Annotated in this window: 20 protein-coding genes and 1 tRNA gene; 12 read left to right on the top strand and 9 right to left on the bottom strand. The window is 36.0% G+C overall.

The features are described 5' to 3' along the window. The coding region (locus tag Q0L65_RS02570; RefSeq protein WP_296683084.1) for a LysE family transporter at positions 1-497 on the top strand (497 nt) is incomplete at its 5' end. 69 nt (positions 498-566) lie between these two features. Here Q0L65_RS02570 and Q0L65_RS02565 read toward each other — a convergent pair. Beyond that, positions 567-640, bottom strand: a tRNA-Cys gene (locus Q0L65_RS02565). Positions 641-733: 93 nt separating this feature from the next. Beyond that, positions 734-1093 carry a dihydroneopterin aldolase gene (folB, locus tag Q0L65_RS02560; protein ID WP_296683082.1) on the bottom strand — a complete coding sequence of 120 codons (360 nt, stop codon included), beginning with the start codon at positions 1091-1093 and terminating at the stop codon, positions 734-736. A 149-nt stretch (positions 1094-1242) separates the two neighbouring features. Between folB and Q0L65_RS02555 the strand changes: the two genes are divergently transcribed. The 4 genes from Q0L65_RS02555 to Q0L65_RS02540 all read left to right on the top strand — a co-directional run bounded on the left by Q0L65_RS02555 (position 1243) and on the right by Q0L65_RS02540 (position 4606). Next, on the top strand, positions 1243-3339 hold the full coding sequence (locus tag Q0L65_RS02555; protein WP_296683080.1) for a glutamine--tRNA ligase/YqeY domain fusion protein: 2097 nt from the start codon (positions 1243-1245) through the stop codon (positions 3337-3339). 303 nt (positions 3340-3642) lie between these two features. Then, positions 3643-3978, top strand: a complete 336-nt coding sequence (locus Q0L65_RS02550) for a YtxH domain-containing protein (RefSeq protein WP_296683076.1) — start codon at positions 3643-3645, stop codon at positions 3976-3978. A gap of 23 nt (positions 3979-4001) precedes the next feature. Continuing rightward, positions 4002-4352 (top strand): competence protein, encoded by a 351-nt coding sequence (locus Q0L65_RS02545; RefSeq protein WP_296683075.1) that lies wholly within the window; start codon positions 4002-4004, stop codon positions 4350-4352. Between the two features lie 2 nt (positions 4353-4354). Continuing rightward, positions 4355-4606 carry a DUF6327 family protein gene (locus Q0L65_RS02540; protein ID WP_296683073.1) on the top strand — a complete coding sequence of 84 codons (252 nt, stop codon included), beginning with the start codon at positions 4355-4357 and terminating at the stop codon, positions 4604-4606. A 31-nt stretch (positions 4607-4637) separates the two neighbouring features. On the opposite strand, the gene gltX is transcribed toward Q0L65_RS02540, so the two are convergent. Next, entirely contained in the window at positions 4638-6143 is a 1506-nt protein-coding gene (gltX, locus tag Q0L65_RS02535) for a glutamate--tRNA ligase (RefSeq protein ID WP_296683071.1), read from the bottom strand. 131 nt (positions 6144-6274) lie between these two features. On the opposite strand from gltX, the gene Q0L65_RS02530 reads away from it, so the two are divergent. The 6 genes from Q0L65_RS02530 to Q0L65_RS02505 all read left to right on the top strand — a co-directional run bounded on the left by Q0L65_RS02530 (position 6275) and on the right by Q0L65_RS02505 (position 16050). Next, a complete protein-coding gene (locus Q0L65_RS02530) occupies positions 6275-9544 on the top strand; it encodes a DUF4175 family protein (protein WP_296683067.1) in 3270 nt (1089 codons plus the stop codon). After that, positions 9541-9960: an rRNA maturation RNase YbeY gene (gene ybeY, locus Q0L65_RS02525; RefSeq protein ID WP_296683065.1), complete on the top strand. Its 420-nt coding sequence runs from the start codon at positions 9541-9543 to the stop codon at positions 9958-9960. Before Q0L65_RS02530 ends, ybeY begins: the two co-directional genes overlap by 4 nt. Before the next feature lie 97 nt (positions 9961-10057). After that, a complete protein-coding gene (gene mnmG / locus Q0L65_RS02520; protein WP_296683062.1) occupies positions 10058-11929 on the top strand; it encodes a tRNA uridine-5-carboxymethylaminomethyl(34) synthesis enzyme MnmG in 1872 nt (623 codons plus the stop codon). Between the two features lie 71 nt (positions 11930-12000). Then, positions 12001-12849, top strand: coding sequence for a class I SAM-dependent methyltransferase (locus Q0L65_RS02515; protein WP_296683059.1), 849 nt, complete (start codon positions 12001-12003; stop codon positions 12847-12849). A 244-nt stretch (positions 12850-13093) separates the two neighbouring features. Then, positions 13094-13657 carry an OmpH family outer membrane protein gene (locus Q0L65_RS02510; RefSeq protein ID WP_296683056.1) on the top strand — a complete coding sequence of 188 codons (564 nt, stop codon included), beginning with the start codon at positions 13094-13096 and terminating at the stop codon, positions 13655-13657. A 122-nt stretch (positions 13658-13779) separates the two neighbouring features. After that, a complete protein-coding gene (locus tag Q0L65_RS02505) occupies positions 13780-16050 on the top strand; it encodes a helix-turn-helix domain-containing protein (RefSeq protein ID WP_296683053.1) in 2271 nt (756 codons plus the stop codon). Between the two features lie 37 nt (positions 16051-16087). Here Q0L65_RS02505 and Q0L65_RS02500 read toward each other — a convergent pair whose 3' ends face one another. Then, the gene (locus Q0L65_RS02500; protein ID WP_296683051.1) at positions 16088-17023 is read right to left on the bottom strand and encodes an SPOR domain-containing protein; all 936 of its coding nucleotides are present in this window, start codon (positions 17021-17023) and stop codon (positions 16088-16090) included. Positions 17024-17240: 217 nt separating this feature from the next. Here Q0L65_RS02500 and dprA point away from each other — a divergent pair, with 217 nt between their 5' ends. Further along, positions 17241-18341 (top strand): DNA-processing protein DprA, encoded by a 1101-nt coding sequence (gene dprA, locus Q0L65_RS02495; protein WP_296683049.1) that lies wholly within the window; start codon positions 17241-17243, stop codon positions 18339-18341. Positions 18342-18645: 304 nt separating this feature from the next. Here the strand turns inward: dprA and trpS are convergent, their stop codons facing one another. From trpS to Q0L65_RS02470, 5 genes are all read right to left on the bottom strand, one after another. Beyond that, positions 18646-19620 (bottom strand): tryptophan--tRNA ligase, encoded by a 975-nt coding sequence (trpS, locus tag Q0L65_RS02490; protein ID WP_296683045.1) that lies wholly within the window; start codon positions 19618-19620, stop codon positions 18646-18648. Between the two features lie 88 nt (positions 19621-19708). After that, on the bottom strand, positions 19709-20467 hold the full coding sequence (locus Q0L65_RS02485) for a polysaccharide deacetylase family protein (protein ID WP_296683043.1): 759 nt from the start codon (positions 20465-20467) through the stop codon (positions 19709-19711). A gap of 2 nt (positions 20468-20469) precedes the next feature. After that, positions 20470-21504, bottom strand: a complete 1035-nt coding sequence (locus Q0L65_RS02480; protein ID WP_296683042.1) for a hypothetical protein — start codon at positions 21502-21504, stop codon at positions 20470-20472. A 153-nt stretch (positions 21505-21657) separates the two neighbouring features. Continuing rightward, on the bottom strand, positions 21658-22029 hold the full coding sequence (locus Q0L65_RS02475; protein WP_296683040.1) for a DoxX family protein: 372 nt from the start codon (positions 22027-22029) through the stop codon (positions 21658-21660). An 11-nt stretch (positions 22030-22040) separates the two neighbouring features. Next, complete coding sequence (locus Q0L65_RS02470; protein WP_296683037.1) at positions 22041-23912, bottom strand: M1 family metallopeptidase; 1872 nt, start codon at positions 23910-23912, stop codon at positions 22041-22043. Between the last annotated feature and the right edge of the window lies 1 nt (position 23913).

The following is a 23913-nucleotide window of genomic DNA, read 5'->3' as shown; positions in this document are numbered from 1 at the left end:
GTTATCGTTTGATTGCGAGTTTAAAAGACAAACCTGCTTTGTTTATTTTTGGCGGAATTGTAATGGTTACGTATGGTATTATTTCATTTGTTAAATTAAAAAAACAAGCTAAAATTCAATACGAAGCTATTGATGACGAAATCATTAAAAAAAATTACGGAAGTCTTTTAGCAAAAGGATTTTTCCTGAATATTATTAATATTGGAGTGCTAGGATTTTGGTTGGCAATTATCATTTCTGTAGGACCAAAATTAGAAATGCAAACTCCTAGAATGATGACTTTTTTCACTTCAGTAATTGTAACGTATTTACTGGTAGATTGCTTAAAAATTGTTTTAGCCAAGCAATTAAAATCAAAGTTAACACCCACTAATATCCTTAAAATTAAAAAAGCAATTAGTATTGTTTTAATTGTTTTTGGTGTGATTTTAATTTCTCAAGGTTGGTTCCCAAAAGAAAAAGAAATGGTTAAAAATGCGTTGGAGAAGATAGAGTAAGGCCTTTCGTCTATTAAATATTTACAAAAAATTACAACAAAAAAAAGAGACACATTGCTGTATCTCTTCTGGAGGCATCGTCCGGATTCGAACCGGAGTAGGAGCTTTTGCAGAGCCCAGCCTAGCCGCTCGGCCACGACGCCAATTGTTTATTGGGTTGCAAAGATAGCAAAAAGTTTAAAGTTTAAAAGTCTTATGGTAAAAACTTTATACCTAAGCAATATATCGCTTACCTATTAATTTCGATATTCTTCTAATTCAATGGTAACTGCTTCAACATCACCACCAATAGGCGGATTGATTTTAGAAACCCCAATTTTAATTCGGGAAACAGAAGGTGCTTCGGCAAAAATGCGAATAATAATTCGATAGGCTACATGTTCTAATAAATCAGAACGAATAGCCATTTCTTCTACTACAATTTGGTTCAAAAGCACATAATCAACCGTATCTGCTAAATCATCCGAAATACACGATTTACGTAAATCTGTTTTTACTTCTAAATCCACGCTGTAATCCGATCCAATTTTTCCTTCTTCTACTAAACAGCCGTGATACGAAAAAGTGCGAATATTTTTTAGTTTGATGGTTCCCATTTTTGTTGTTTTCTAGATAAATTTTTATCCTTTTGATGGGATAAAAGTACAAAATGTTTTGTTTTTTTAGTTTCAAAGCCGAATAAACCACCTTATAAATCGACGAATCACCAACAAATTTGATAACTTTGCTTTTCAAAAGTTTTAAAATGGCATCAGAAGAAAAATCATTGCATTTCATTGAACAAATTATAGAAGACAGTTTAGCCTCTGGTTTTCCGCAAGATCAGTTGCGTTTTCGTTTTCCACCGGAGCCAAATGGGTATTTACACATTGGTCACGCTAAATCAATTTGTTTAAATTTTGGTTTGGGTTTAAAGTACAATGCGCCAGTAAATTTGCGTTTTGATGATACTAATCCAGCCAAAGAAGAGCAAGAATATGTAGATGCAATTAAAGAAGATTTGAAATGGTTGGGATTCAATTGGACCGAAGAATTGTATTCGTCTGATTATTTCCAACAGTTGTACGACTGGGCGGTTCAAATGATTAAAAATGGAAAAGCCTATGTAGATAGCCAAACTTCAGAAGAAATGGCCACTCAAAAAGGAACTCCAACACAACCAGGTGTTGATGGGCCATTCAGAAACCGTTCTATTGAAGAAAATTTAGCTTTATTCGAAGCGATGAAAAACGGAGATTTTCCAGAAGGAACTCATGTTTTGCGTGCTAAAATTGATATGGCTTCGACTAATATGTTGATGCGCGATCCGTTGATGTACCGTATTTTACACCGTCATCATCATAGAACGGCAAACGAATGGAAAATCTATCCGATGTACGATTATGCACACGGTGAAAGTGATTATATCGAACAAATTTCACATTCTATCTGTACGTTAGAATTTGTGATGCACCGCGAATTATACAATTGGTTTTTAGATCAAATTGATGATAATAACAAAGTGCGACCTAATCAATACGAATTTGCACGTTTGAATTTGAATTATACCGTAATGAGTAAAAGAAAACTCTTGCAATTGGTTCAAGAAAACTTTGTAGATGGTTGGGACGACCCAAGAATGCCAACAATTTCAGGATTACGAAGAAGAGGATATACGCCTAATTCAATTCGTAAATTCTGTGATATTATTGGCGTTGCCAAAAGAGAAAATGTAATTGATTATTCGCTTTTAGAATTTTGCTTGCGCGAAGATTTGAATAAAACAGCCCCACGTGTGATGGCGGTTTTAGATCCTGTAAAAGTGGTCATCACGAATTATCCTGAAGGAAAAGAAGAATGGCTAGATGCCGAGAATAATCAAGAAGACGAAAGTGCTGGTTTTAGAAAAGTACCGTTTTCTAGAGAATTATACATTGAAAGAGAAGATTTTTTAGAAGAAGCGCCAGCTAAGTTTTTCCGTTTGAGTTTAGGTAAAGAAGTCCGATTGAAAAACGCCTACATCATTAAAGGCGAATCTGTAGTGAAAGATGCTAATGGTAACATTACCGAAATTCACGTTTCGTATGACGAAGATAGCCGAAGCGGAAGTGGAAGTGAGGCTAGTCAACGAAAAGTGTCGGGAACCTTACACTGGGTATCAATTGCTCACGCGATAAAAGCCGAAGTTCGTTTGTACGATCGTCTGTTCATTGACGAAGCGCCAGACAGTCACAAAGAGAAGAATTTCTTGGAATTTATTAATCCAAATTCGTTGCAAATTAGCACAGGATTTGTTGAACCAAGTTTGAAAACGGTACAATCGGGCGATAAATTTCAGTTCCAACGTTTGGGTTATTTCAATGTGGATAAAGATTCAACCGCTGAAAATTTAGTTTTTAACAAAACCGTAGGATTGAAAGATGCTTGGGAAGAAAAAGGCAAGAAGGAAGAAAATGTATTGATGAACACTCAAAAAGAAATCAATAAATACGTTAAAGAAAAAGACGCTCCAGCCGCCGAAGCCATATTGAAGACAATTGTTGAGAACATCAAAACCATTGATAATTATAGCTTAGTGAACCAAACAATTGTGAAAAACATCAAAAACGACAATAATTCCTTATTGTTTGCCAATTTGATTTTAGAACATTCAGATAAAGTAAATCCAGCCGATATTGATTCAGAGGCATTATCAAAATTATATACGATGTCGTTGAAAAGTCAATTGGTTTTAGTTCGTATAGCTGTTTTGCAAAATTTAATTCACGACACGAATCATTTGGATAATTTTAAACCTATTTTATTTGAATTGAAAGCCACTGAAAAAAATGAAACTATTTTGTCTCTTTTGAATCAAATTTAAAAAATTTACCCTATCAATTTTATAAATTAAAAACCCGCTTATTAGTGGGTTTTTGTTGTTATAATCAATATTTATTATTGTTTAATTTTCAATTGATTTATCCAATTAAAAACAGCTTAAATAAATCGATTTTGAGCAACCTTTTTTCTTTTTACAACACTGAATACCATTTTGTAAAAAGAAAACATCTAAGCGTATCTATTTACTTTTTATCTTATAAAAAGACACTTTAACGAGTTCTTAACTCCCAAAAGAAAAAAATTGTTGTACCTTTAGTATAGAAACCGATAAAAAATAGAAATTATGTCAAATACTTCAGGAAATACTTTGATAGCACTATTAACAGGTGCGTTGATTGGAGCTGGAATTGGAATTTTGTTTGCGCCTGATAAAGGGTGTAGAACAAGAGAAAAAATTAAAGATGGTTTTCAAGATGCTAAAGATGATTTGAAAGATAAATTAGATCAAGTGTCAGAACAATTAAAAAATAAGTTTTCCAATACCAAAGAAGATTTAGAAGAATCGTTCGAGGACTTGGTGGCTAATGTGGGGTATAAAACCGAAGATCTTATTTCTTTTCTTGAGAAAAAATTGGACGATTTGAAAATGGCTCAGCCAGACAATAATTTTCCAGAATAATTGATTTAACTAAAATAAGTAAAATGGCATTTGAAGAAATAAAAAATCAAACCGAACAAATTCAAGAACACGCAAAAGGGTATATAGAAACCAATATTGAGTATTATAAACTTCGTGGTTTTAAAGTTTTGATGCAATCGACTACTATGATTGTTAAATTCCTTTTAATTGTACTTTGTTTGAGTATGGTAATTTTGTTTGTTTCTATTGCAGCGGCGTTTGCTATTGGAAGTTATTTCAACAATACTGCTGTGGGTTTTCTAATCGTTGGAGGATTTTATTTACTACTAACAGGCTTATTATTTTTGGTGAAAGATAAGATTGTGGAAGGACCCATTTTAGAGAAATTTTCAGCCATCTTTTTTAATGATTAATTATGTCTAAACACTATTCATCTTACGACCAAATTAATGCCGACTTAGAAATTCTAAAGCTGGAAAGAGAAATCCATTTGCAGCATATTTTGTTGAGCGTGGAAAAAACAAAAGAAACATTACAACCCGAAAACCTCTTTCAAGAGGCTTTAGCCTCTTGTAAAACCATGTTTTCTAATTCGTATATACGCATTTTACAACTAGCCATTCCGTATGTTATTGATTGGCTTATCCATAAAAAAAGAGGCAATTAAGCCTCTTTTATTTTTTGTATCAAGTCTAGAATTATAAACTAGCTATTGCTTTTTGAATTCGTTGAATGGTTGCTTGTTTTCCAATCAATTCAGCAATGTCAAATAGGTGAGGACCCTTTAAAGCACCTACTAAACTCAAACGAAACGGTTGCATTATTTTTCCCATTCCAATTTCGTTTGCCGTCATCCATTCTTTTACAACAGTTTCAATAGTTGCGGCCTTAAAATCTTCAATTCCCTCTAAAACAGCAATTAAATTTTGCATTAGCGCAGGAGTTTCTTCTTTCCAGTTTTTAGTCGCTTTTTCATCATAAGAACTTGGAGCTTCAAAAAAGTAGTCACTCAATTCCCAAAATTCAGAAACAAAATGCGCACGTTCTTTAATTAAAGAAACAATAGTAATTAATTTATTTTCTTCAACAGTAATTCCTTTTTCGGTCAAAATAGGAGAGAAGGCTTTCGCCAAATCAGCATCTGGGTGTTGTATCAAATATTGGTGATTGAACCATTTATTTTTTTCAGGATCAAATTTAGCTCCCGCTTTATGTACTCGATTTAAATCGAAATTTTGGACCAATTCTTCCAAAGAAAATAATTCTTTTTCGGTTCCGTCGTTCCAACCCAATAGGGCTAAAAAGTTAACTACGGCTTCTGGAAAAAACCCTTTTTCTCTGTAACCTGATGAAACACCTTCTTCGGTTTTCCATTCTAAAGGAAATACCGGGAATCCCATTTTGTCCCCATCTCTTTTGGATAATTTTCCGTTTCCAATAGGTTTTAGAATTAAAGGCAAATGGGCAAATTCGGGCGCTTCCCAACCAAAAGCACGGTACAATAAAACGTGCAACGGCATAGAAGGCAACCATTCTTCGCCACGAATAACATGTGAGGTTTCCATCAAATGGTCGTCCACAATATTCGCCAAGTGGTACGTTGGCATTCCGTCGCTTTTAAATAATACTTTATCGTCTAGTAAATTGGTTTCAAATTTTACGTCTCCGCGAATGATGTCATGCAAATGCAAGGTTTCGTTAACCGGAGTTTTAAAACGTATAACATACTCTTCACCTGCTGCAATTCTTTTGTCGGCGGCTTCTTTAGAAATCACTAACGAAGTATCTAGTTTTTCTCTATTGTGATGGTTGTAGATGAATGTTTTTCCTTGTTCTTCGTGTTTTTTTCTATGCGCATCCAAAGCTTCAGCCGTATCAAAAGCATAATACGCATTTCCAGAATTGATTAATTGATCTGCATATTGTTGGTACAACTCTTTTCTTTCGCTTTGGCGGTAAGGGCCAAATTTTTCATTTTTCCCTACGGTTTCATCAGGAGCAATTCCTAACCAATTTAAGGCTTCTAAGATGTATTCTTCGGCACCAGGAACAAAACGATTTTGGTCGGTATCTTCAATTCGTAAGAAGAAAGTTCCGTTATTTTTCTTGGCAAACAAATAATTAAATAAGGCGGTACGAACTCCGCCGATATGTAAAGGTCCTGTTGGACTAGGTGCAAAACGCACACGAATTGGCTTTGACATGATAGCTTTTTTTATCTTTTTATTCTTTTGCAAATATAGCTTCAAATTACTTGATATTTTGATTGATTTTTTAACAGTGGTGTATTCTTATAAATTGTTACTTTTATTGGTTAAAAATAAAGCCGACGTATTTGTCAACTGAAGGAATCATATATCGAAAATTAGAAGCTTTCATTCGGAAGTTTTACACCAATGAATTGATAAAGGGAATCATCTTCTTTTTCGGTTTAGGGCTGCTGTATTTTCTTTTCACTTTGAGTATTGAATATTTTCTTTGGCTGAAGCCAAATGCACGCACCGTTTTGTTTTGGGTGTTTATTTTGGTTGAATTGGTTTTGTTGATTCGGCTGATTTTGTTCCCCATTTTAAAGTTGGTTAAACTACAAAAGGGAATCGACTATCAACAAGCTTCTGACATTATTGGGAGCCATTTTAACGAAGTAGGAGATAAGTTGACTAACTTTCTTCAGTTGGCACAAAATGCAGCGCAATCGGAATTGTTATTGGCGTCGATTCAACAAAAATCAATCGAGTTACAACCTATTCCTTTTAGTAACGCAGTTAATTTTACGGCTAATAGGAAGTATTTGCCTTGGGTAGTAGCGCCCTTGGTTTTCATTTTGATTTTTTATGCAACAGGCAACGGCACTATTCTTACTCAAAGCCTTGACAGAGTCGTGCATTATTCTACAGCGTTTGCTCCGCCAGCACCATTCCAATTTCAAATCCTCAACACTACTTTAACCACCGAGGAAAATAAAGATTTTACAATTCGTGTACATACCGAAGGAAAAGTGGTTCCTGAGAAAATAATGATTTTTTTCAATAACGAAAGTTATTATATGGAAACCGTTCGTCCTGGCGAATTCCAATTTACAATTACCCATCCTAAGCAAGATTTGACTTTTCATTTGGAAGCGAATGAAATCAGTTCCAATGAGTATCAATTACAAGTAATTGCAGTGCCTTCGATAACCAATTTTGAAATGCAATTGCGGTTTCCATCGTATTTGAAAAAGAAACCCGAAACCCTTCAAGGAACAGGTAATGCTATAATTCCTGAAGGAACGCAAGTAGTATGGAAAATTACTACCCAAGCCACTCAAAAAATGAATTGGAAAAGTGCTGAAACTGCTGTTTCTTTTGCCAAAAAAGGGAATCAATTTATTTTGGCTAAAACTATTCTTCAAAACACAGAGTATCAAATTAGTAGTTCCAATGCTAATGCAAAACAGCACGAAAAATTATATTATCAACTTGCCGTGGTAAAAGACCAGTTCCCTGCCATTCAAGTCGGTCATGCTCCAGATAGTTTGAAGTTGGGAACCAATTATTGTGTAGGTCAAATTTCGGATGATTATGGGTTGTCTCGACTTCAAGTAGTGTATTATCCAAAAGACAAACCCGCCAATGCTAAACGTGGAACAATTGCAATTAAACCAGCGGCTTTTGACCAATTTATATTTTCGTTTCCAACTAATTTACCGGTTCTATCAGGGATTGTTTACGAGTACTATTTTGAAGTTTTTGATAATGATGCGATACATCATTTCAAACGAACTCAATCGTCTGTTTTTTCTTCTCGTCTGGCTACAGCCGAAGAGAAAGAAGAACAATCCTTGCAGCAGCAAAACGAAAACAGCAATGGATTAGAAAAGTCATTAAAAGCTCAGGAAAAGCAATTGGCTGATTTAGATAAATTAAAAAAATTAGGAAAAGAGAAGAATGAGTTCGAATTCAAAGAGCAACAAAAAGTAACGGATTTCTTAAAGCGTCAAAAACTCCAAGAACAAATGATGCAGGAATTTGCCGAGAAGATGAAAGCCAATTTAGAAAATTTTAAGTCGGAACAAAAAGATCCTTTGAAAGAAGACTTGGTAAAACGTCTCGAAAAAGCTACTCAAGAGTCAGATAAAAATAAAAAGTTGTTAGACGAACTTCAAAAACTAAATGACAAAATCGGAGCAGAGGAGTTGCTTCAAAAATTAGACAATTACAAACAGCAAAGTAAAAATCAAACTAAAAATTTGGCGCAATTGGTGGAGCTCACCAAGCGATTTTATGTAGAGAAAAAAGCCCAACAATTAGCGGCTAAATTAGATCAACTTTCAGACAAGCAAGAACAATTGTCTAACAAAGGAAAAGAAAATAAATCCGACAAGCAAGAAAGTATTAATGCGTCTTTTGATAAGATTCAACAAGAGCTGAAGGAACTTCAAAAAGACAATACCGAATTAAAAGCCCCATTGGATTTACCCAAACAAGAAGCTAAAGAAAAAAGTATTGACGATGATTTAAAAAAAGCGTTGGACGAATTGCAGCAAAATAACACTCCAAAAGCACAATCTAAGCAAAAATCAGCCGCCAATAAAATGAAAGAAATGTCTCAAAAAATGCAAGAGAGTATGGAGTCTTCTGAAATGGAACAATTGCAAGAAGACGTGAAAATGTTGCGTCAAATTACAGATAATCTTTTGGCTTTTTCTAACGCCCAAGAAGAGGTGATGAAACAATTTAAAGCGACGAAATCAGCTTCACCTTCGTTTAATAAAAATATAAAAATTCAACAGAATCTAAAACAACAATTCAAACACGTTGACGACAGTTTATTTGCGATGTCTTTGCGCAATCCTAAAATTGCCGAAGAGATTACCAAGCAGGTGGGTAATGTCGAATACAACATTAATAGCGCCATTGAAACCCTAACCAATTCTCAGTTTACTAAAGGGATTTCGCACCAACAATATGCCGTTTCGGATGCCAATAAATTAGCGGATAGATTGAGCGATATGTTGTTCAATATGCAACTATCTTTATCTGGAATGAGCAGCGGAAAACCAAAACCTGGACAAGGACAAGGAATGCAATTGCCCGACATTATTAAAAAGCAACAAGGCTTGGGCGAACAAATGAAGCAAGGAATGAAAGAGAATGGACAGCAAGGTAAATCTGGCAAGTCACAAAAGAACGGTCAAAGTGGAGAACAAGGCGAAGGCGATGCAGAGGTGATAATGCAACTTTATAAAGAGCAACGCAAACTTCGAGAAGCGCTGGAAAACGAATTAGAAAAGCAAGGGATTGGAAGTAAAGGACAGTCTGCTTTAGATCAAATGAAACAGTTGGAAAAGCAATTATTAAATAAAGGTTTTAAGAATGAAACGGTTCAAAAAGCAATCAACATTCAACAAGAATTGTTAAAATTAAAAACAGCGCTGCAACAACAAGGAGAAGAAAATAAAAGAGAATCAGAAAGCAATAAAAAACAATTTTCAAATTTGGCTAATGCTTTACCTAAGCCTTTGTTAGAATATTTGAATAGCATTGAGATATTAAATAGACAATCCTTACCTTTGCGCTCGAATTTTAATGAAAAGGTTCAAAATTATTTTAATAAAAAATGATCGATTTCAATTACGAAACCAACTTTACTTTAGAGAACGAAGACGTGATTTCTTCTTGGTTGTCTCAAGTAATTATTTCAGAAGACAAGAAGGAAGGGGAGATTAATTATATCTTTTGTGACGACGAATATCTTTTAAAAATTAATTTAGAATACTTAAACCACGATACGTTAACCGACATCATTAGTTTTGATTATTCGATGGGTAACGAACTAAATGGTGATATTTTTGTTTCAGTAGAAAGAGTACAAGACAACGCCAATGATTTTAAGGTTTCGTTTGAAGAGGAGTTAAAACGCGTGTTGGTTCACGGAGTGTTACACTACTGTGGATACAAAGACAAAACAGAAGCGGATGAGCAAGTAATGCGCTCTAAAGAAGATGAAAAATTAGCAATGTTTCACGTGGAACAATAGCTAGTAAGGCATAAATTAAAATCAAGATGTTTCACGTGGAACATCTGCAAAATATATTCAAATCACAATCCAATCAATAGGATTAAATCAATAAAAAATGTTTCTAAACGAGTATGATGTAATTGTTGTGGGTGCGGGTCACGCAGGCTGTGAAGCTGCTGCCGCTGCCGCTAATTTAGGTTCAACAACATTGTTGGTGACAATGAGTTTGCAAAACATTGCGCAAATGTCTTGTAATCCTGCCATGGGTGGAATTGCAAAAGGACAAATTGTACGCGAGATTGATGCTTTGGGTGGTTACTCTGGAATAGTGTCGGACAGAACCGCAATTCAATTTAAAATGTTGAATAAATCCAAAGGTCCTGCCATGTGGTCGCCACGAGTACAGAGTGATAGAATGCGTTTTTCTGAAGAGTGGAGAATGATGTTGGAGGCGACTCCCAATCTTGATTTTTATCAGGAAATGGTGAGTGGTTTGATTATTGAAAACGGGAAAATAAAAGGGATTAAAACAGCTCTTGGAGTGGAAATAAAATCCAAATCAGTGGTGTTGACCAACGGTACTTTTTTGAATGGATTAATTCATATTGGAGAAAAACAATTTGGTGGCGGTAGAGCAGGAGAGAGTGCAGCGTACGGAATTACAGAAGATTTAGTTAATGCGGGTTTTCAAGCGGGAAGAATGAAAACAGGAACGCCTCCACGAGTGGACGGACGCTCATTGGATTATTCTAAAATGAACGAAGAAAAAGGGGATGCTAAACCCGATAAGTTTTCATATTCTGATGTAACGTCTTCATTGATTCATCAAAGATCGTGTCATATGACTTATACTTCATTAGAAGTTCACGATATTTTAAGAGAAGGTTTTGATCGTTCTCCAATGTTTAATGGCCGAATTAAAAGTTTGGGGCCAAGATATTGCCCTTCAATTGAAGATAAAATCAATCGTTTTGCGGATAAAGAAAGACATCAATTATTTGTGGAGCCTGAAGGTTGGAAAACTTGTGAAGTGTATGTAAATGGCTTCTCTACTTCTTTGCCAGAAGACATTCAATTTAAAGCATTGAGTTCGGTAGCGGGATTTGAAAAAGTGAAATTTTTGCGACCTGGATATGCTATTGAATACGATTATTTTCCGCCTACACAATTGAAACATACCTTAGAAACCAAGTTGGTTGAAGGCTTGTATTTTGCGGGTCAAATTAACGGAACAACAGGATATGAAGAAGCTGCTTCTCAAGGATTAATGGCGGGAATTAATGCCCACTTAAAAGTACATGAAAAAGCGCCGTTAATTTTAAAAAGAGACGAAGCCTATATAGGTGTTTTAATTGATGATTTGATTACCAAAGGAACGGAAGAGCCGTACCGAATGTTTACTTCTCGTGCTGAATATAGAACCTTGTTGCGTCAAGATAATGCCGATTTTAGATTGACGCCTATGTCGTATGAAATTGGTTTGGCTTCTGAAGCACGTTTGCGCCGAATGGAATTTAAGTTAAACGAATCAGAGAAAATGGTGAATTTTTTCAAAGAAACAAGCGTTTCTGTGGCAGAAACGAACCCGATTTTAGAAGCAAAAGAAACAGCACCAATTTCGCAAGGCGATAAGATGTTTAAAATATTTTCGCGTCCTCAAATTGATTTAGAAGACATGTTGCAATTTGAAAAAGTTAAGACGTATATTGAAGAAAACAATCTAGATCAAGAGATTTTGGAACAAGCCGAAATTCAAGTAAAGTATTCGGGTTATATTGAAAAGGAAAGAAACAACGCAGATAAATTAACGCGTTTGGAAGAGGTTAAAATTCCGGAGGATTTTGATTATAACAAAATCAAATCAATGTCAATTGAGGCGAAACAAAAGTTAAGTAAAATTAAACCGGCTACAATAGCACAAGCTTCTAGAATAAGCGGTGTGTCACCGAGCGATGTTTCGGTTTTACTGATTTATATGGGAAGATAAATTGTTCCACGTGAAACTACGTCGTGAAGGCTTGTTTTTAAAAGGATTTAAATAAAAGAATATAATTTACAATGAATATTTCAAACAAAAAACATTTTCTTACTGTTACTGATTATTCTGTTTCCAAAGAAGTTTTTGACCTATATCAAGACGAAGAGTTGGACATGTTGATTACGCATCCACAACCTAGTTTAGATGTGCTTGGAAAGTATTATGAAAGTGCCGATTATATTTCGCACACAGACAGCAAACGTTCCTTGTTTGAAAAAGCCTATCATTTTGTAAAATCGATTGCTTTAAAAAATAAACTGAATTTAATCAATTCGTTGCAACCCAATAAAGGACGAATTCTTGATATTGGAGCAGGTACAGGAGAGTTTCTTTCGGTAGCTCAACAAGATGGTTGGCAAACCACCGGTGTAGAACCTAGCGACAAAGCAAAACAAATTGCCATTAACAAAGGCGTTTCTTTTGTAGAAGCGATTGCTCAATTAGAAGATCGTTCGTTTGATGTGATTACAATGTGGCACGTATTAGAACACGTTCCCGATTTGGATCACCAAATAAAAGAATTGAAGCGATTGTTAAAACCAACTGGCTCTTTAATTATTGCAGTTCCTAATTTCAAATCTTTCGATGCACAACATTATGGAAAATTTTGGGCGGCTTATGATGTGCCGATTCACTTTTGGCATTTTTCTAAAATAGCGATCCAAAAATTATTTCAGAAAGAGCAAATGGAATTAGTCAAAATTCTTCCGATGAAGTTCGATTCGTTTTATGTGAGCTTATTATCCGAAAAATACAAAACAGGAAGAATGAATTTTATAAAAGCATTTTTCATCGGATTATGGTCTAACATCAAAGCACACTCTGATTTGGAGTATTCCTCACACATTTATGTGCTTAAAAACTGGTAAAATCTATTTAAAGCGCTTTTAAGGCGCTTTTTTTATTAAAAAGAGGTTTGCATTATCTTTTTTAAGAACGTTTTTTAAAACGATTAATACGAATCCAATTTTAATAGCTTTGACTTATGACAAGAATGATTGGTATAATAAAAATTGATGTACCAAATAATACAGCATTTTTCTAAGTTTTTGTTGAGGCTATCTATTTTTTTATATTTTTGTCTGATACACTTAAAATTTACAAATTCACAAAATGAAAAAAGTATTAGTAATTATTGCACTTTCAATTTCAGTTATTGCTTGTGACAAAAAAGCAGAAGTTAAAGAAGTTAAAACCGCTTATGTTGACACTTCAGAATTAATGAAAGAATACACCGAGGCAAAAGACCTTGAAGCAAAATACAAAGCACAAGCAGAGGAAAAAGGAAGATTGTTAGAAGCTGAAATAAATCGTTTCAAACAAGAAGCTGGAAACTTTCAAGCGCAAGCACAAGCTAACGGTCAGGCTTGGGCACAACAAAAAGGGGCTGAATTACAAAAAAGAGAGCAACAATTGGGTTATGCACAACAACAATTGTCTCAACAATTGCAACAAGAAAGCGGAAAAGAAATGGATTCTTTGGTTTCTGGTGTGAAAAAATTCATCAAAGCCTACGGAAAAGAAAAAGGATACTCATATATCTTTGGAACGGGTGATGTAGCATCTGTTTTATATGCCGAAGATCAATATGATATCACTAAAGATTTAATCAAAGCATTAAACGAAAAATACAAAGCAGGTGGAGCTAAAGAAGAAAAAGCGCCAGCTAAAAAATAAATGCAATTTACTTCTCAAAAATGCCTTCATCTTGAATTAGATTGAAGGCATTTTTTTTTGCATCAAACTTCTCAGGCAATCTTTATTTTCAATATTTTAGCATTCTCAAATCTATCCGCCCTATGCAAACCATTTCCGAAGCCGCCGCTTACACCTTACGATTTATCAATCAGACGCAACGGTCTGTTTTTCTTACCGGTAAAGCCGGGACCGGAAAAACTACACTTCTTCGCGAAATTATTGAAACGACTCATAAAAACACGGTTGTAGTCGCGCCTACAGGAATTGCGGCTTTGAACGCAGGCGGAGTTACTATTCATTCCCTATTTCAACTGCCTTTCGGCGGATTTCTTCCGGATAATTCTGCACCTGATTTTTCAGAAAGCACCAAGTTTGAGACCAAAGCTACTTTACGTCGCCACTTTAAAATGAGCGGTTTGAAAAAATCGGTAATTCGAAATATGGAATTGTTGATTATTGACGAAGTAAGTATGTTGCGTGCTGACTTACTAGATGCTATGGATTTTATGATGCAAACGGTACGCAAAAAAAACAGTCCGTTTGGTGGCGTTCAGGTTTTGTTTATTGGTGACTTATTGCAATTGCCTCCTGTAATTCGAGATGACGAATGGCGCACCTTGAAAAACTATTACAAAGGAAAATTCTTTTTTCATTCGCAGGTGGTGCAACAAAATCCGCCCTTATATATTGAGTTGGATAAAATCTTCCGCCAAACGGATGATGCGTTTATTTCGGTTTTGAATAACCTGCGCAACAATCAAATTTCGAAAGAAGATATTGCCACTTTAAATCAATATGTTCAGCCTAATTTTGATTTGAAGGCCAATAAAGGGTATATTACTTTGACGACTCACAATGCCAAAGCAGATACGATGAACACTGAAGCTTTGGAGGCTTTAGAGGGCAAAGAATGGTTGTATTCTCCAGAAATAACGGGTGATTTCCCAGACAAAATTTATCCGGTAGATGAAGTATTGCGTTTGAAAGAAGGGGCGCAAATTATGTTTGTTAAAAATGATTTGTCTTTCGACAAAAAATATTTCAACGGAAAAATGGGCGTGATTAAATCCCTTTCTACCAAAGAAATTCTAGTGCATTTTCCCGAAGAAAACAAAACGATTGAAGTTGAAAAATACGAATGGCAGAACATCCGCTACAAAGTAAACGATACGACCAAGGAAATCGAAGAAGAAGTCTTAGGCACGTTTGTGCATTACCCCATCAAACTAGCGTGGGCAATTACGGTCCATAAAAGTCAAGGACTAACGTTTGATAAAGCAGCACTCGATGTATCGCAAGTTTTTCTACCCGGACAAGCGTATGTGGCTTTATCGCGTTTGCGTTCGTTAAAAGGGCTTATTTTGCTTTCTCCACTGCAAATGAATGGCATTTCTAACGATCAGGACGTAATGGATTATTCGTTGAACAAAGCTTCGGAAACGCATTTAGAAAACGCATTGCACTTTGAAACGAAGAATTTTATCCATCAGTATTTGGTTCAAACCTTTGAATGGGCTGATTTAGCTCAAGAATGGCGCAACCATCAATATAGTTATAACGATAAATCGGAGGTGTCTTCTAAGGCCAAATATTCCTATTGGGCCAAGGAACAAACCGAAAGAATAGACAAAGTGGTTGAGCCCGCTAAAAAATTCATTCAGCAATTGAATGTGCTTTTTAGACAAGAAACGGTTGATTTGAATCACATTTCGGAACGAATCCAGGCGGCCTATACCTATTTTATGGATCCTATGGATGAGTTGGTTTTTGAGATTTTGTGGAAACTAGAAGAAGTGAAGCGACTTAAAAAAGCCAAGGCGTATTTTGACGAATTGGTGCTTTTAGAAGAGCTTCAAACCAAAGCTGTTTTGAGATTAATGAAGGCCAAACTTTTGATAGAAACTGTTGTGTCGGGCGAAACTATTTCGAAAGAAAAGTTGACTTCGCCTGAAATAAAAATGTATGTCAGTCGAAAAGTAGCCGCCATTCAAGCTACCTTTAAAAAGGTAAATACCAACTTGATTGAAGACGACTTAGACGAAGAACGCTATCTTCCTAAAAAGAAAACAAAATCGTCCACCAAGAAAACCACGGTGGAAGAAACATTTGATTTGTGGAAACAAAATAATTCAATTGCTGAAATCGCCTCAATTAGAATGTTGACTAAACAAACGATTTACGGTCATTTCGTTCGTTTGATACAAACTGAGATGGTGGCCATTGAAGACCTTATTCCTTCGGATAAATTAGATCAACTTGCTGCTGCATTTGAAGGTTATAAAGAAGAATCCTTGAATGCCTTAATGGAAAAATACGGTGATACATTCAGTTGGGAAGAAGCCCGAATGTTCAAAGCTAGTTTGAATATATAATAAATAAAAAAACCGCCTTTTGAGGCGGTTTGTGTTTTTATAACGATTCAATTAAAATCCAAGCTTCAGGATTTTCTTTTGCTCTGATTTCATTTTTCAATTTTTCAGCTTCAGTATAAGTAGAAAAACTTCCGTAAAGTACGGGATATAAACCGTGTTTGTTACGCTCAATTCGTTTGGCTTTGTATCCTTTTTCACTTAAATCCTCAAAAATGCGTTGTGCATTGGCTTCGTCTCTAAACGCTCCCGCCATAATGTGATACGGCAACTTACCTTCTTTAACAGTAAGCGTTACGGCAGGAATAGGACTTTCGATAAAAAAAGTAGCCTCTTGTATTTTGTTTTGAACCTGTCTTTGAACGGCAGTTTCTACAATAATTTTTTGAGTTTCTATTTCATTTTGATAAATAGGGTAACCCACCGTAGCAGTTAAACCCAATCCTAGAACAAAAATCGCAGCATACTTCAAGAAAGTAGAGTTGTTTTTGTGTTCTGGAACCAATTGAATTGCTTCCGTTTCTTCTAATGCTTCTAATTGTTGTTCGAAAATTTCTCTTTTTACCAACGGAGAAACAAACGGACTTAAACCAAAAGAACTGCTTAAATAATTGGTTTGATCGTGCGGAGTGAAAATTAAATTTCTATCGGCATTCAGGCAAAAGTCACCTACGTTTTTGATAGAAAAAACCCCAGTTTCTTGCAAGGTTTTTTTCCAATTGAACACTTCGTATTGAATAGCGCTAACCGCATATTCATAAGAGGTTTTTTCAGTCTGTGCAATATGATTTGCCAATAACCCATCGTTATTTTTTAGATAGGCATTGAAAGAAATAAGTTTCTTTGGAGGAAAAAACGAGTGGGAACTTTCCACTAATTGAGCGGATTGGATTTCGGTTAAAAAGGCTCCAAAACCAGGCACTGTTACACATTGATAACGGTACAAAAGTTGCGCGATGTAATTTTCGATTTTCATAGTAACAAAGTTATGCAACGAAAATAGTTATCAAAATTTTATTCACAATTTTTATTAACAATCGGAATTATTTTTACAGCTATTTCTTTTTCAGGGAGTTAATTAATAACAGCTATTTTTAAAAAGAGCGTAAAACCAATTTCTTGTACTAATTTTTAGTAAAAAAGAAATGCTTTTCAGACTTTATAACTACATTTAGGCTCCAAATTGACCCCCAATGAATGACCAAGAATTATTTTATTTACTTGCCTTACAACGCGTAGAAGGCGTAGGCGATATTATCGCAAAAAAATTGCTCACGCATTTTGGCTCTGCCGAAGCGGTATTCAAAGCCAAATCGTCGCAATTAGCTTCCATTGACGGAATAGGAACTATTCTGTTGAAGAATTTCAAAGATCAATCTGTTTTTGCGAAAGCAGAACGTGAATTACATTTCATCGCTTCTAATCAAATAAACGTAACTACTTTTCAAGATATCGATTATCCAGAACGGTTGAAACATTGTTTTGACAGTCCGCTCGTGTTGTTTAGTTCCGGCAATATCGACTTGAAAAATAATAAAACGATTAGCATTGTGGGTACGCGTCAAATTACTTCGTATGGTTTAGAGTTTTGTCGCAAATTTATCGAAGAGCTAGTACCTTTGAATCCCGTTATTGTTAGTGGATTTGCTTATGGAGTGGATATTGTGGCACATCAATTAGCTATGGAAAATAACCTTCAAACAGTTGGAGTAGTAGCGCATGGGTTGAACCAAATTTATCCCAAAGCCCATAAAAAATATGTAGCCAAAATGGAAGAAAATGGGGGTTTTATGACCGAGTTTTGGAGTTCGTCCAATCCAGATAAAGAGAATTTTGTGAGAAGAAACCGGATTGTGGCAGGAATGACCGAAGCAACGATTGTCATCGAATCGGCAGAGCGTGGCGGTTCTTTGATTACGGCTAATATGGCGAATGAGTACAACCGAGATGTATTTGCTGTTCCGGGGCGAGTGACTGATAAGTACAGTCAGGGATGCAATACGTTGATTAAAACTCAAAAAGCCAATGTCCTTACCAGTGCTGCTGACTTGATTTATATGCTGAATTGGGACTTAGAAAAAGACGTTAAATCGGTTCAAAAACAACTCTTTGTAGCTTTGGACGAAGACGAACAAAAAATCTATGATTATCTTTTAAAAACAGGCAAAGAATTGCTTGATGTTATTGCGCTGCACTGTGATTTCCCTATTTATAAAATATCGGGAATCTTGTTAAATATGGAGTTGAAAGGCGTGATTAGGCCTTTGCCAGGTAAGCTTTTTGAAGCAATTTAATTTACGATTTACGATATTGGATTTACGAGGTGGAACACAGATATGAAAAATTCGGGAAATCAAGAAATTTAACCACATAGAAACATAGATTGAAAATGCAACTAAAAAGAAGGGATAGAAATAACTCTATTTTTCACAAAGCTATGTAAAAGTAAAACGTCTATCTCATTACTTTAATAAGTATCCTTTCTATGTATCTAAATGGTGAAAAAGATTTAACCTTCGTCGGGATGATAACGGATTAATCAACTTAATTTCTTAATGGTTCAAATAATTTAGCGCCCTAGTGTCTTCGTGGCAAAAATTAATTTTCGAAGCCCAGTTTCTCTCTCACTTTTGCTAAAACGCCATTGGCTACATTACTCGCTTTTTGAGCGCCTTTTCGAAGTAATTCATCGACCTCAGTTAAGTTGCTCATGTAGTAATTGTATTGCGATCTTTCGTTTTTGAATTTTTCCATAATTAGATCAAACAAAGCTTGTTTGGCGTGACCGTAACCATAATTTCCGCCTAAATAATTGGCTTTCATAGTTTCGATTTCACTTTCAGAAGCTAGAAGTTTGTAAATAGCAAATGCATTGCAACTGTCTGGATTTTTTGGATCTTCTAATGGTGTACTATCCGTTTCTATGCTCATAATTTGCTTGCGCAACGCTTTGTCGTCTAAGAAAATATTGATAACATTATTAGCGGATTTACTCATTTTTCCACCATTGGTACCCGGAATAAGCATACTATCTTCTTGTATTTTGGCTTCAGGAATAACAAAGGTTTCGCCCATTTGGTGGTTGAAACGAGAGGCTACATCGCGAGTAATTTCAAGGTGTTGCAATTGGTCTTTTCCCACAGGAACAAACTCAGCGTTATACAACAAAATATCCGCTGCCATCAACATAGGATAGGAAAATAATCCTGCATTCACATCGTCTAAACGATCCGATTTATCTTTGAAAGAGTGTGCCAAAGTCAATCGTTGGAACGGGAAAAAACAACTCAAATACCAAGACAATTCAGCGGTTTGAGGCACATCCGATTGTCTATAAAACACTACTTTTTCTACATTTAATCCACAGGCTAACCATGCTGCTGCCGTGCTGTACGTATTAGCGCGTAAGGTTTCGCCGTTTTTTATTTGGGTAACCGAATGCAAATCAGCAATGAAAAGAAACGATTCGTTTGCTGGATTGTTGGACAATTCAATTGCAGGGATGATTGCACCTAATAAGTTTCCTAAATGGGGAGTTCCTGTACTTTGAACCCCTGTAAGTATTTTTGCCATTGTTGTTTTTTCTTGCGCGCAAAGTTCGCAAAGTTTGCTTCATTTTCGCAAGCTTTCGACGGATTTTTTAAACCTACACCAATTTTGGTTACTGAAAAGTAGTCTGAAGCACTTTTAGCATGGTAGGAGTGGACCAAGTTCCCGCTATAGTTTTTCTTCGAACGGTGAATTCAGGATGCGTTTTGTCTTTTGCTGAAGAAAGGATAAAAGCGAGTTTGAAATGTTCGGCTCTGAGTTTTGAAATGGCATTTTGGTTCCATAATCCAAAAGGGTATGAAAAATAATCAACGGGTTGACCAATCAGGTTTTCCAGTTGTTTTCGAGGACGAATTAATTGAGTATTCCAGTCATTTTCGGTATAATGAGTGACTGCCGTGTGGTCCCAAGTATGTAAGCCAATAGTGTGTCCTGTTTGAGATAAAATTTTGATTTGATTTTTAGTCATATAGCCCGGTTTTCCTATTGAAACGGTCATAATAAAAAACACGCCTTTGAAGTGGTATTTGTTCATTTCGGCTACAGCCAAGGTAAATTGTTCGGCACGAGTATCGTCAAAAGTAATGAGAATGGGTTTTGGTGGCAATGGTACGTTGTGAATTAAATAGCGGTACAATTCGTCAGGAGAAATGGTTTGGTAGCCGTTTTGGTATAGGGCTTTCATTTGTTCTGCAAATCGTTTGGGAGTAGTGGTGTAGGCTTTGACATCGGGACTTGCCTTGGCACTAAAATTTTTAATATTGTGGTAGCACAAAATGGGTACTTCTTTTTTGTTATTGGGTTTTGTGTAGCAAGACCAGCTAATGGTCAAAAAGGAAAAAATAACACCTAAAATAAGACTCTTTTTCATAATTATTGGTATTGAATGTAAATGGGTTTAGGCTTGAATCGGAGCAGTTCTTCGGGAGAGTACAAACCAGCGCTATTCCCTTTAGTGTCGTTTTTATAGAATAATTTGAAACCTGTAAATTGAACGGGTTCTTTAAAAATATAATCGTGGTAGGTTGATTTTTTTAAGGTTTTGTTGCCAAAACCATCCATATTCATCACGACCTGAACTTCGGGAAGTGGTTTGATTTTTTTATAATCAGTGACCATTTTTTGGGTAAACCGATGTACAATTAGCACTTTTGGAGGCAGTTTATTTTCACGGACAATTTGAGCTAAAAACCGAATGGCATAATTGATATCTTCTGCCGAGTAGGTTCCGATTTTGGTTCCTGGAGGAGCTTCATTTTTCATTGAAAATTCAGGGTCAATGCCCAAATGAACAAACGGTAGTTGTAGGTATTTGACCAAGGTGGGTAATTCATCTTGCAAGGTACTATGCCCCACTTGTACATCTAAAAAAACAAGTCCGTTAATTTCGTTTGCCCAAGATAGTACAATATCAATTTGGTGGTGCGGCATTCGCAATCGATGGGTGTTGCTTTTTCCGGGGGCGTTTTGTGCGGTAATAGCGATGTAATGTAGTGCAGGAATGGTGGTTACAGAAGGATCGGCTTTGTGCCATCGGTTGACTTCGTAATTTAGTTTTTGGAGCATTTGTTGTTTCGGTAATTCGCCTAAAACGCCCATTCGTTTGGAATACAAATTGCCGTAAAATGCCACGATGCGATGGTAAGGCAAAATAGCCCCAGCTAAGGGACAAGCCGTTTTTACTGGCCATCGTCCTGAAGCGTCTTGGTTGCTCAAAGCCCAAAGCCGTTGGTTGTAATCAACAGTGTCAATTGTGGTAGTAATAGACTCTTTTACAATCGAATCCTTTACAATTGTTGTGGTTTTTTTTCCTTTTGAAATGATCGCAGGTGCCGTGCGTCCTTTTTCGCAACTGATTACTACTAGTAAAACAGCCAAAAACAACAGCAAAAGCAGCACCTGTTTCATTAGTTTAATTTCCTTTTGATTAAAGATACTATGAGTTTTTAATTGCTAAATTTATTTAAGACCAACAGCTTTTTTTCTCGTTTAAATGCATAAAAAAAAGACCTAAATACTTAGGCCTTTTTTTATTGATGTTACGTTTTTTGACTGATGTATCTAATTCTTGTTCTCGATTAATTTGTGGTAGTAAATATAAGAAACAGCTAAAACCCCTAGAACTACCAACGGGAAAAAGGTTTGTCCATTGATACCATCAACAGCACCGTGACTGATTGATGCAAATAGAAAGTCAAAAGCAAAACCCGCATACGCCCATTCTTTTACTCGTTGAGGAACTTGAGGGATAATTAAAGTAAGCACTCCTAAAACTTTAAAAACGACCAAGGCATTTCCAAAATACTCAGGATAACCTAAATGCCTAATTCCTTCTTTTGCTAGTTCTGTTTGTGAGGTCAAGGCAGGTAGTAGCCCTTCAAATAAAGCAATTAGAGTGGTTGCTGTCCAAAAAATAATTTTTTCTTTTTTCATTTTACTGGATATTATTTCGCTAAATAACTATTGTTTTCCAATTTCACATCCGCCATTAAACCGCTTGGGTCAAGGGTGATTTTTTTGATGCTTGCTTTGGGTTTCGCAATGCTAAATTCAAAAGTAGGATAGGCCCAAGCCCAGTCGTTTAAAACCGTTCTTTTAATGGCAGGAGTTGGGTTTTCTTTTTCAAAACTCATCAAACGCAACGGGATATAGAAACTTTCTGAAGTACCATCTGCATATTCTACTAGTACATCGATAGGCATTGGCATTCTTCCTATTCGCTCTAGCGTTACCGTAGTGTTTGCAGCATTGTCTTTTACCTCTTTAATGCCGTAATCAATAGTGTTAGTCGTTTCTGTCCAGTCTAATAAGTACCAATCCAAATTAGCGCCTGTAACACGTTCTGCAGAACGTTTGATATCGTTGGGTGCAGGGTGTTTGAATTTAAAATCAGTATAGTATCGGTGCAATGTTTCTTTTAATTCTTCTTCTCCAATCAAGTAACCCAATTGCGATAAAAAGATACTTCCTTTTACATAAGACGAAATGCTGTACGAGCGGTTTTCATCGTAGCGATCGCCATGGGTGCTTTGCGGTTGTTCTTTGCCAGATTCCACTAATTTGGCGTAGGCCATATAACTTCCTTTGAACGGATTGGCAACTTTCTTTTCGGAAAATTCGTTAAGTGCTAAATCTTCAATAAACGAAGTAAAACCTTCGTCCATCCAAGGGTGTTTGGACTCGTTAGAAGCTAGAATATGTTGGAACCAAGAATGTGCTAACTCGTGTGCCGCTGTTCCCGAAATACCCTCAAAACTTCCGTTTCCTAGCATCAAGGTACACATGGCATATTCCATTCCGCCATCGCCTCCTTGGATAAAAGAATATTGTTTGTATGGGTAGTTCCCTACGGTGGTATTGTAAAAGCCCATCACTTTAACCATTAGTGGTTGTAGTTTCTTCCAATTTTCAATAATCGCAGGATTGTTTTTGTACAAAAAGTGAATCGCCACACCGTTTGGTCCTTGAACTACATCGTGAAGGTAGTTTTTATCAGCTGCCCAAGTAAAATCATGAACCATTGGCGCTACAAAATGCCAAGTTAGGGTTTTTGTTTTCTTGGTTTGCGCTACGGTAATTCCTGCATCTTGGTAACCATAGCCAATTTCGTTCTTGTTTTGTAAATACCCAGAACCACCTAAAATATAATTAGAATCAATAGTAATATTCACATCAAAATTTCCCCAAACACCATGAAATTCTCTGGCGATATAAGGATCGGCGTGCCAACCTTCAAAATCGAATTCGGCTAATTTTGGGTACCATTGTGCCATAGATAACTCCACACCTTCGGCATTATTTCTTCCCGAACGACGAATTTGAACCGGCACTTGGCCATCAAAATCCAAACTGAAAGTAGTTTTTGAATGAGGGAGTATTGGTTTTGCCAAAGTCACTTCTAAGATAGTTCCCACTTCTTTTGCCACAGCAGTTTGTCCGTCTTGTTTGAAATTAGCAACGTGCAAATATCCAATTTCATTGGGTTGCAACGTTTTGATTCGGCTTTCTTTAATTTCGGTTTCGCCCACTTTTATTTTGCGAACCATTCTGGCGTCTGGATCTTTGATGCTTTGGATTCTGGCGTCCATTTCGCTTCCCGGTTGAAAAGCATTGTTGTACAAATGGTAATACACTTTTCGCAAAGTATCTGGTGAATTATTGGTGTACACCAATTCTTGTTTTCCTTTGTATTGATAGGTTTTTACATCCATTTTCACGTCCATTTTATAATCGACATGTTGTTGCCAATAGGATGTGTTTTGTGCTATTCCGGTTATTCCAAAAGAAAAAGCAGCGATTAGAAGGAGGTTCTTCATG

Source organism: Flavobacterium sp. (assembly GCF_024642105.1).
Lineage (GTDB): Bacteria > Bacteroidota > Bacteroidia > Flavobacteriales > Flavobacteriaceae > Flavobacterium.
This window is presented reverse-complemented; position numbering and strand designations above follow the sequence as displayed.

Coding starts and splice junctions, on each gene's coding strand:
- folB (WP_296683082.1), bottom strand. CDS start 1,093: ATGGGAACCATCAAACTAAAAAATATTCGCACTTTTTCGTATCACGGC.
- Q0L65_RS02555 (WP_296683080.1), top strand. CDS start 1,243: ATGGCATCAGAAGAAAAATCATTGCATTTCATTGAACAAATTATAGAA.
- Q0L65_RS02550 (WP_296683076.1), top strand. CDS start 3,643: ATGTCAAATACTTCAGGAAATACTTTGATAGCACTATTAACAGGTGCG.
- Q0L65_RS02545 (WP_296683075.1), top strand. CDS start 4,002: ATGGCATTTGAAGAAATAAAAAATCAAACCGAACAAATTCAAGAACAC.
- Q0L65_RS02540 (WP_296683073.1), top strand. CDS start 4,355: ATGTCTAAACACTATTCATCTTACGACCAAATTAATGCCGACTTAGAA.
- gltX (WP_296683071.1), bottom strand. CDS start 6,143: ATGTCAAAGCCAATTCGTGTGCGTTTTGCACCTAGTCCAACAGGACCT.
- ybeY (WP_296683065.1), top strand. CDS start 9,541: ATGATCGATTTCAATTACGAAACCAACTTTACTTTAGAGAACGAAGAC.
- mnmG (WP_296683062.1), top strand. CDS start 10,058: ATGTTTCTAAACGAGTATGATGTAATTGTTGTGGGTGCGGGTCACGCA.
- Q0L65_RS02515 (WP_296683059.1), top strand. CDS start 12,001: ATGAATATTTCAAACAAAAAACATTTTCTTACTGTTACTGATTATTCT.
- Q0L65_RS02510 (WP_296683056.1), top strand. CDS start 13,094: ATGAAAAAAGTATTAGTAATTATTGCACTTTCAATTTCAGTTATTGCT.
- Q0L65_RS02505 (WP_296683053.1), top strand. CDS start 13,780: ATGCAAACCATTTCCGAAGCCGCCGCTTACACCTTACGATTTATCAAT.
- Q0L65_RS02500 (WP_296683051.1), bottom strand. CDS start 17,023: ATGAAAATCGAAAATTACATCGCGCAACTTTTGTACCGTTATCAATGT.
- dprA (WP_296683049.1), top strand. CDS start 17,241: ATGAATGACCAAGAATTATTTTATTTACTTGCCTTACAACGCGTAGAA.
- trpS (WP_296683045.1), bottom strand. CDS start 19,620: ATGGCAAAAATACTTACAGGGGTTCAAAGTACAGGAACTCCCCATTTA.
- Q0L65_RS02485 (WP_296683043.1), bottom strand. CDS start 20,467: ATGAAAAAGAGTCTTATTTTAGGTGTTATTTTTTCCTTTTTGACCATT.
- Q0L65_RS02480 (WP_296683042.1), bottom strand. CDS start 21,504: ATGAAACAGGTGCTGCTTTTGCTGTTGTTTTTGGCTGTTTTACTAGTA.
- Q0L65_RS02475 (WP_296683040.1), bottom strand. CDS start 22,029: ATGAAAAAAGAAAAAATTATTTTTTGGACAGCAACCACTCTAATTGCT.
- Q0L65_RS02470 (WP_296683037.1), bottom strand. CDS start 23,912: ATGAAGAACCTCCTTCTAATCGCTGCTTTTTCTTTTGGAATAACCGGA.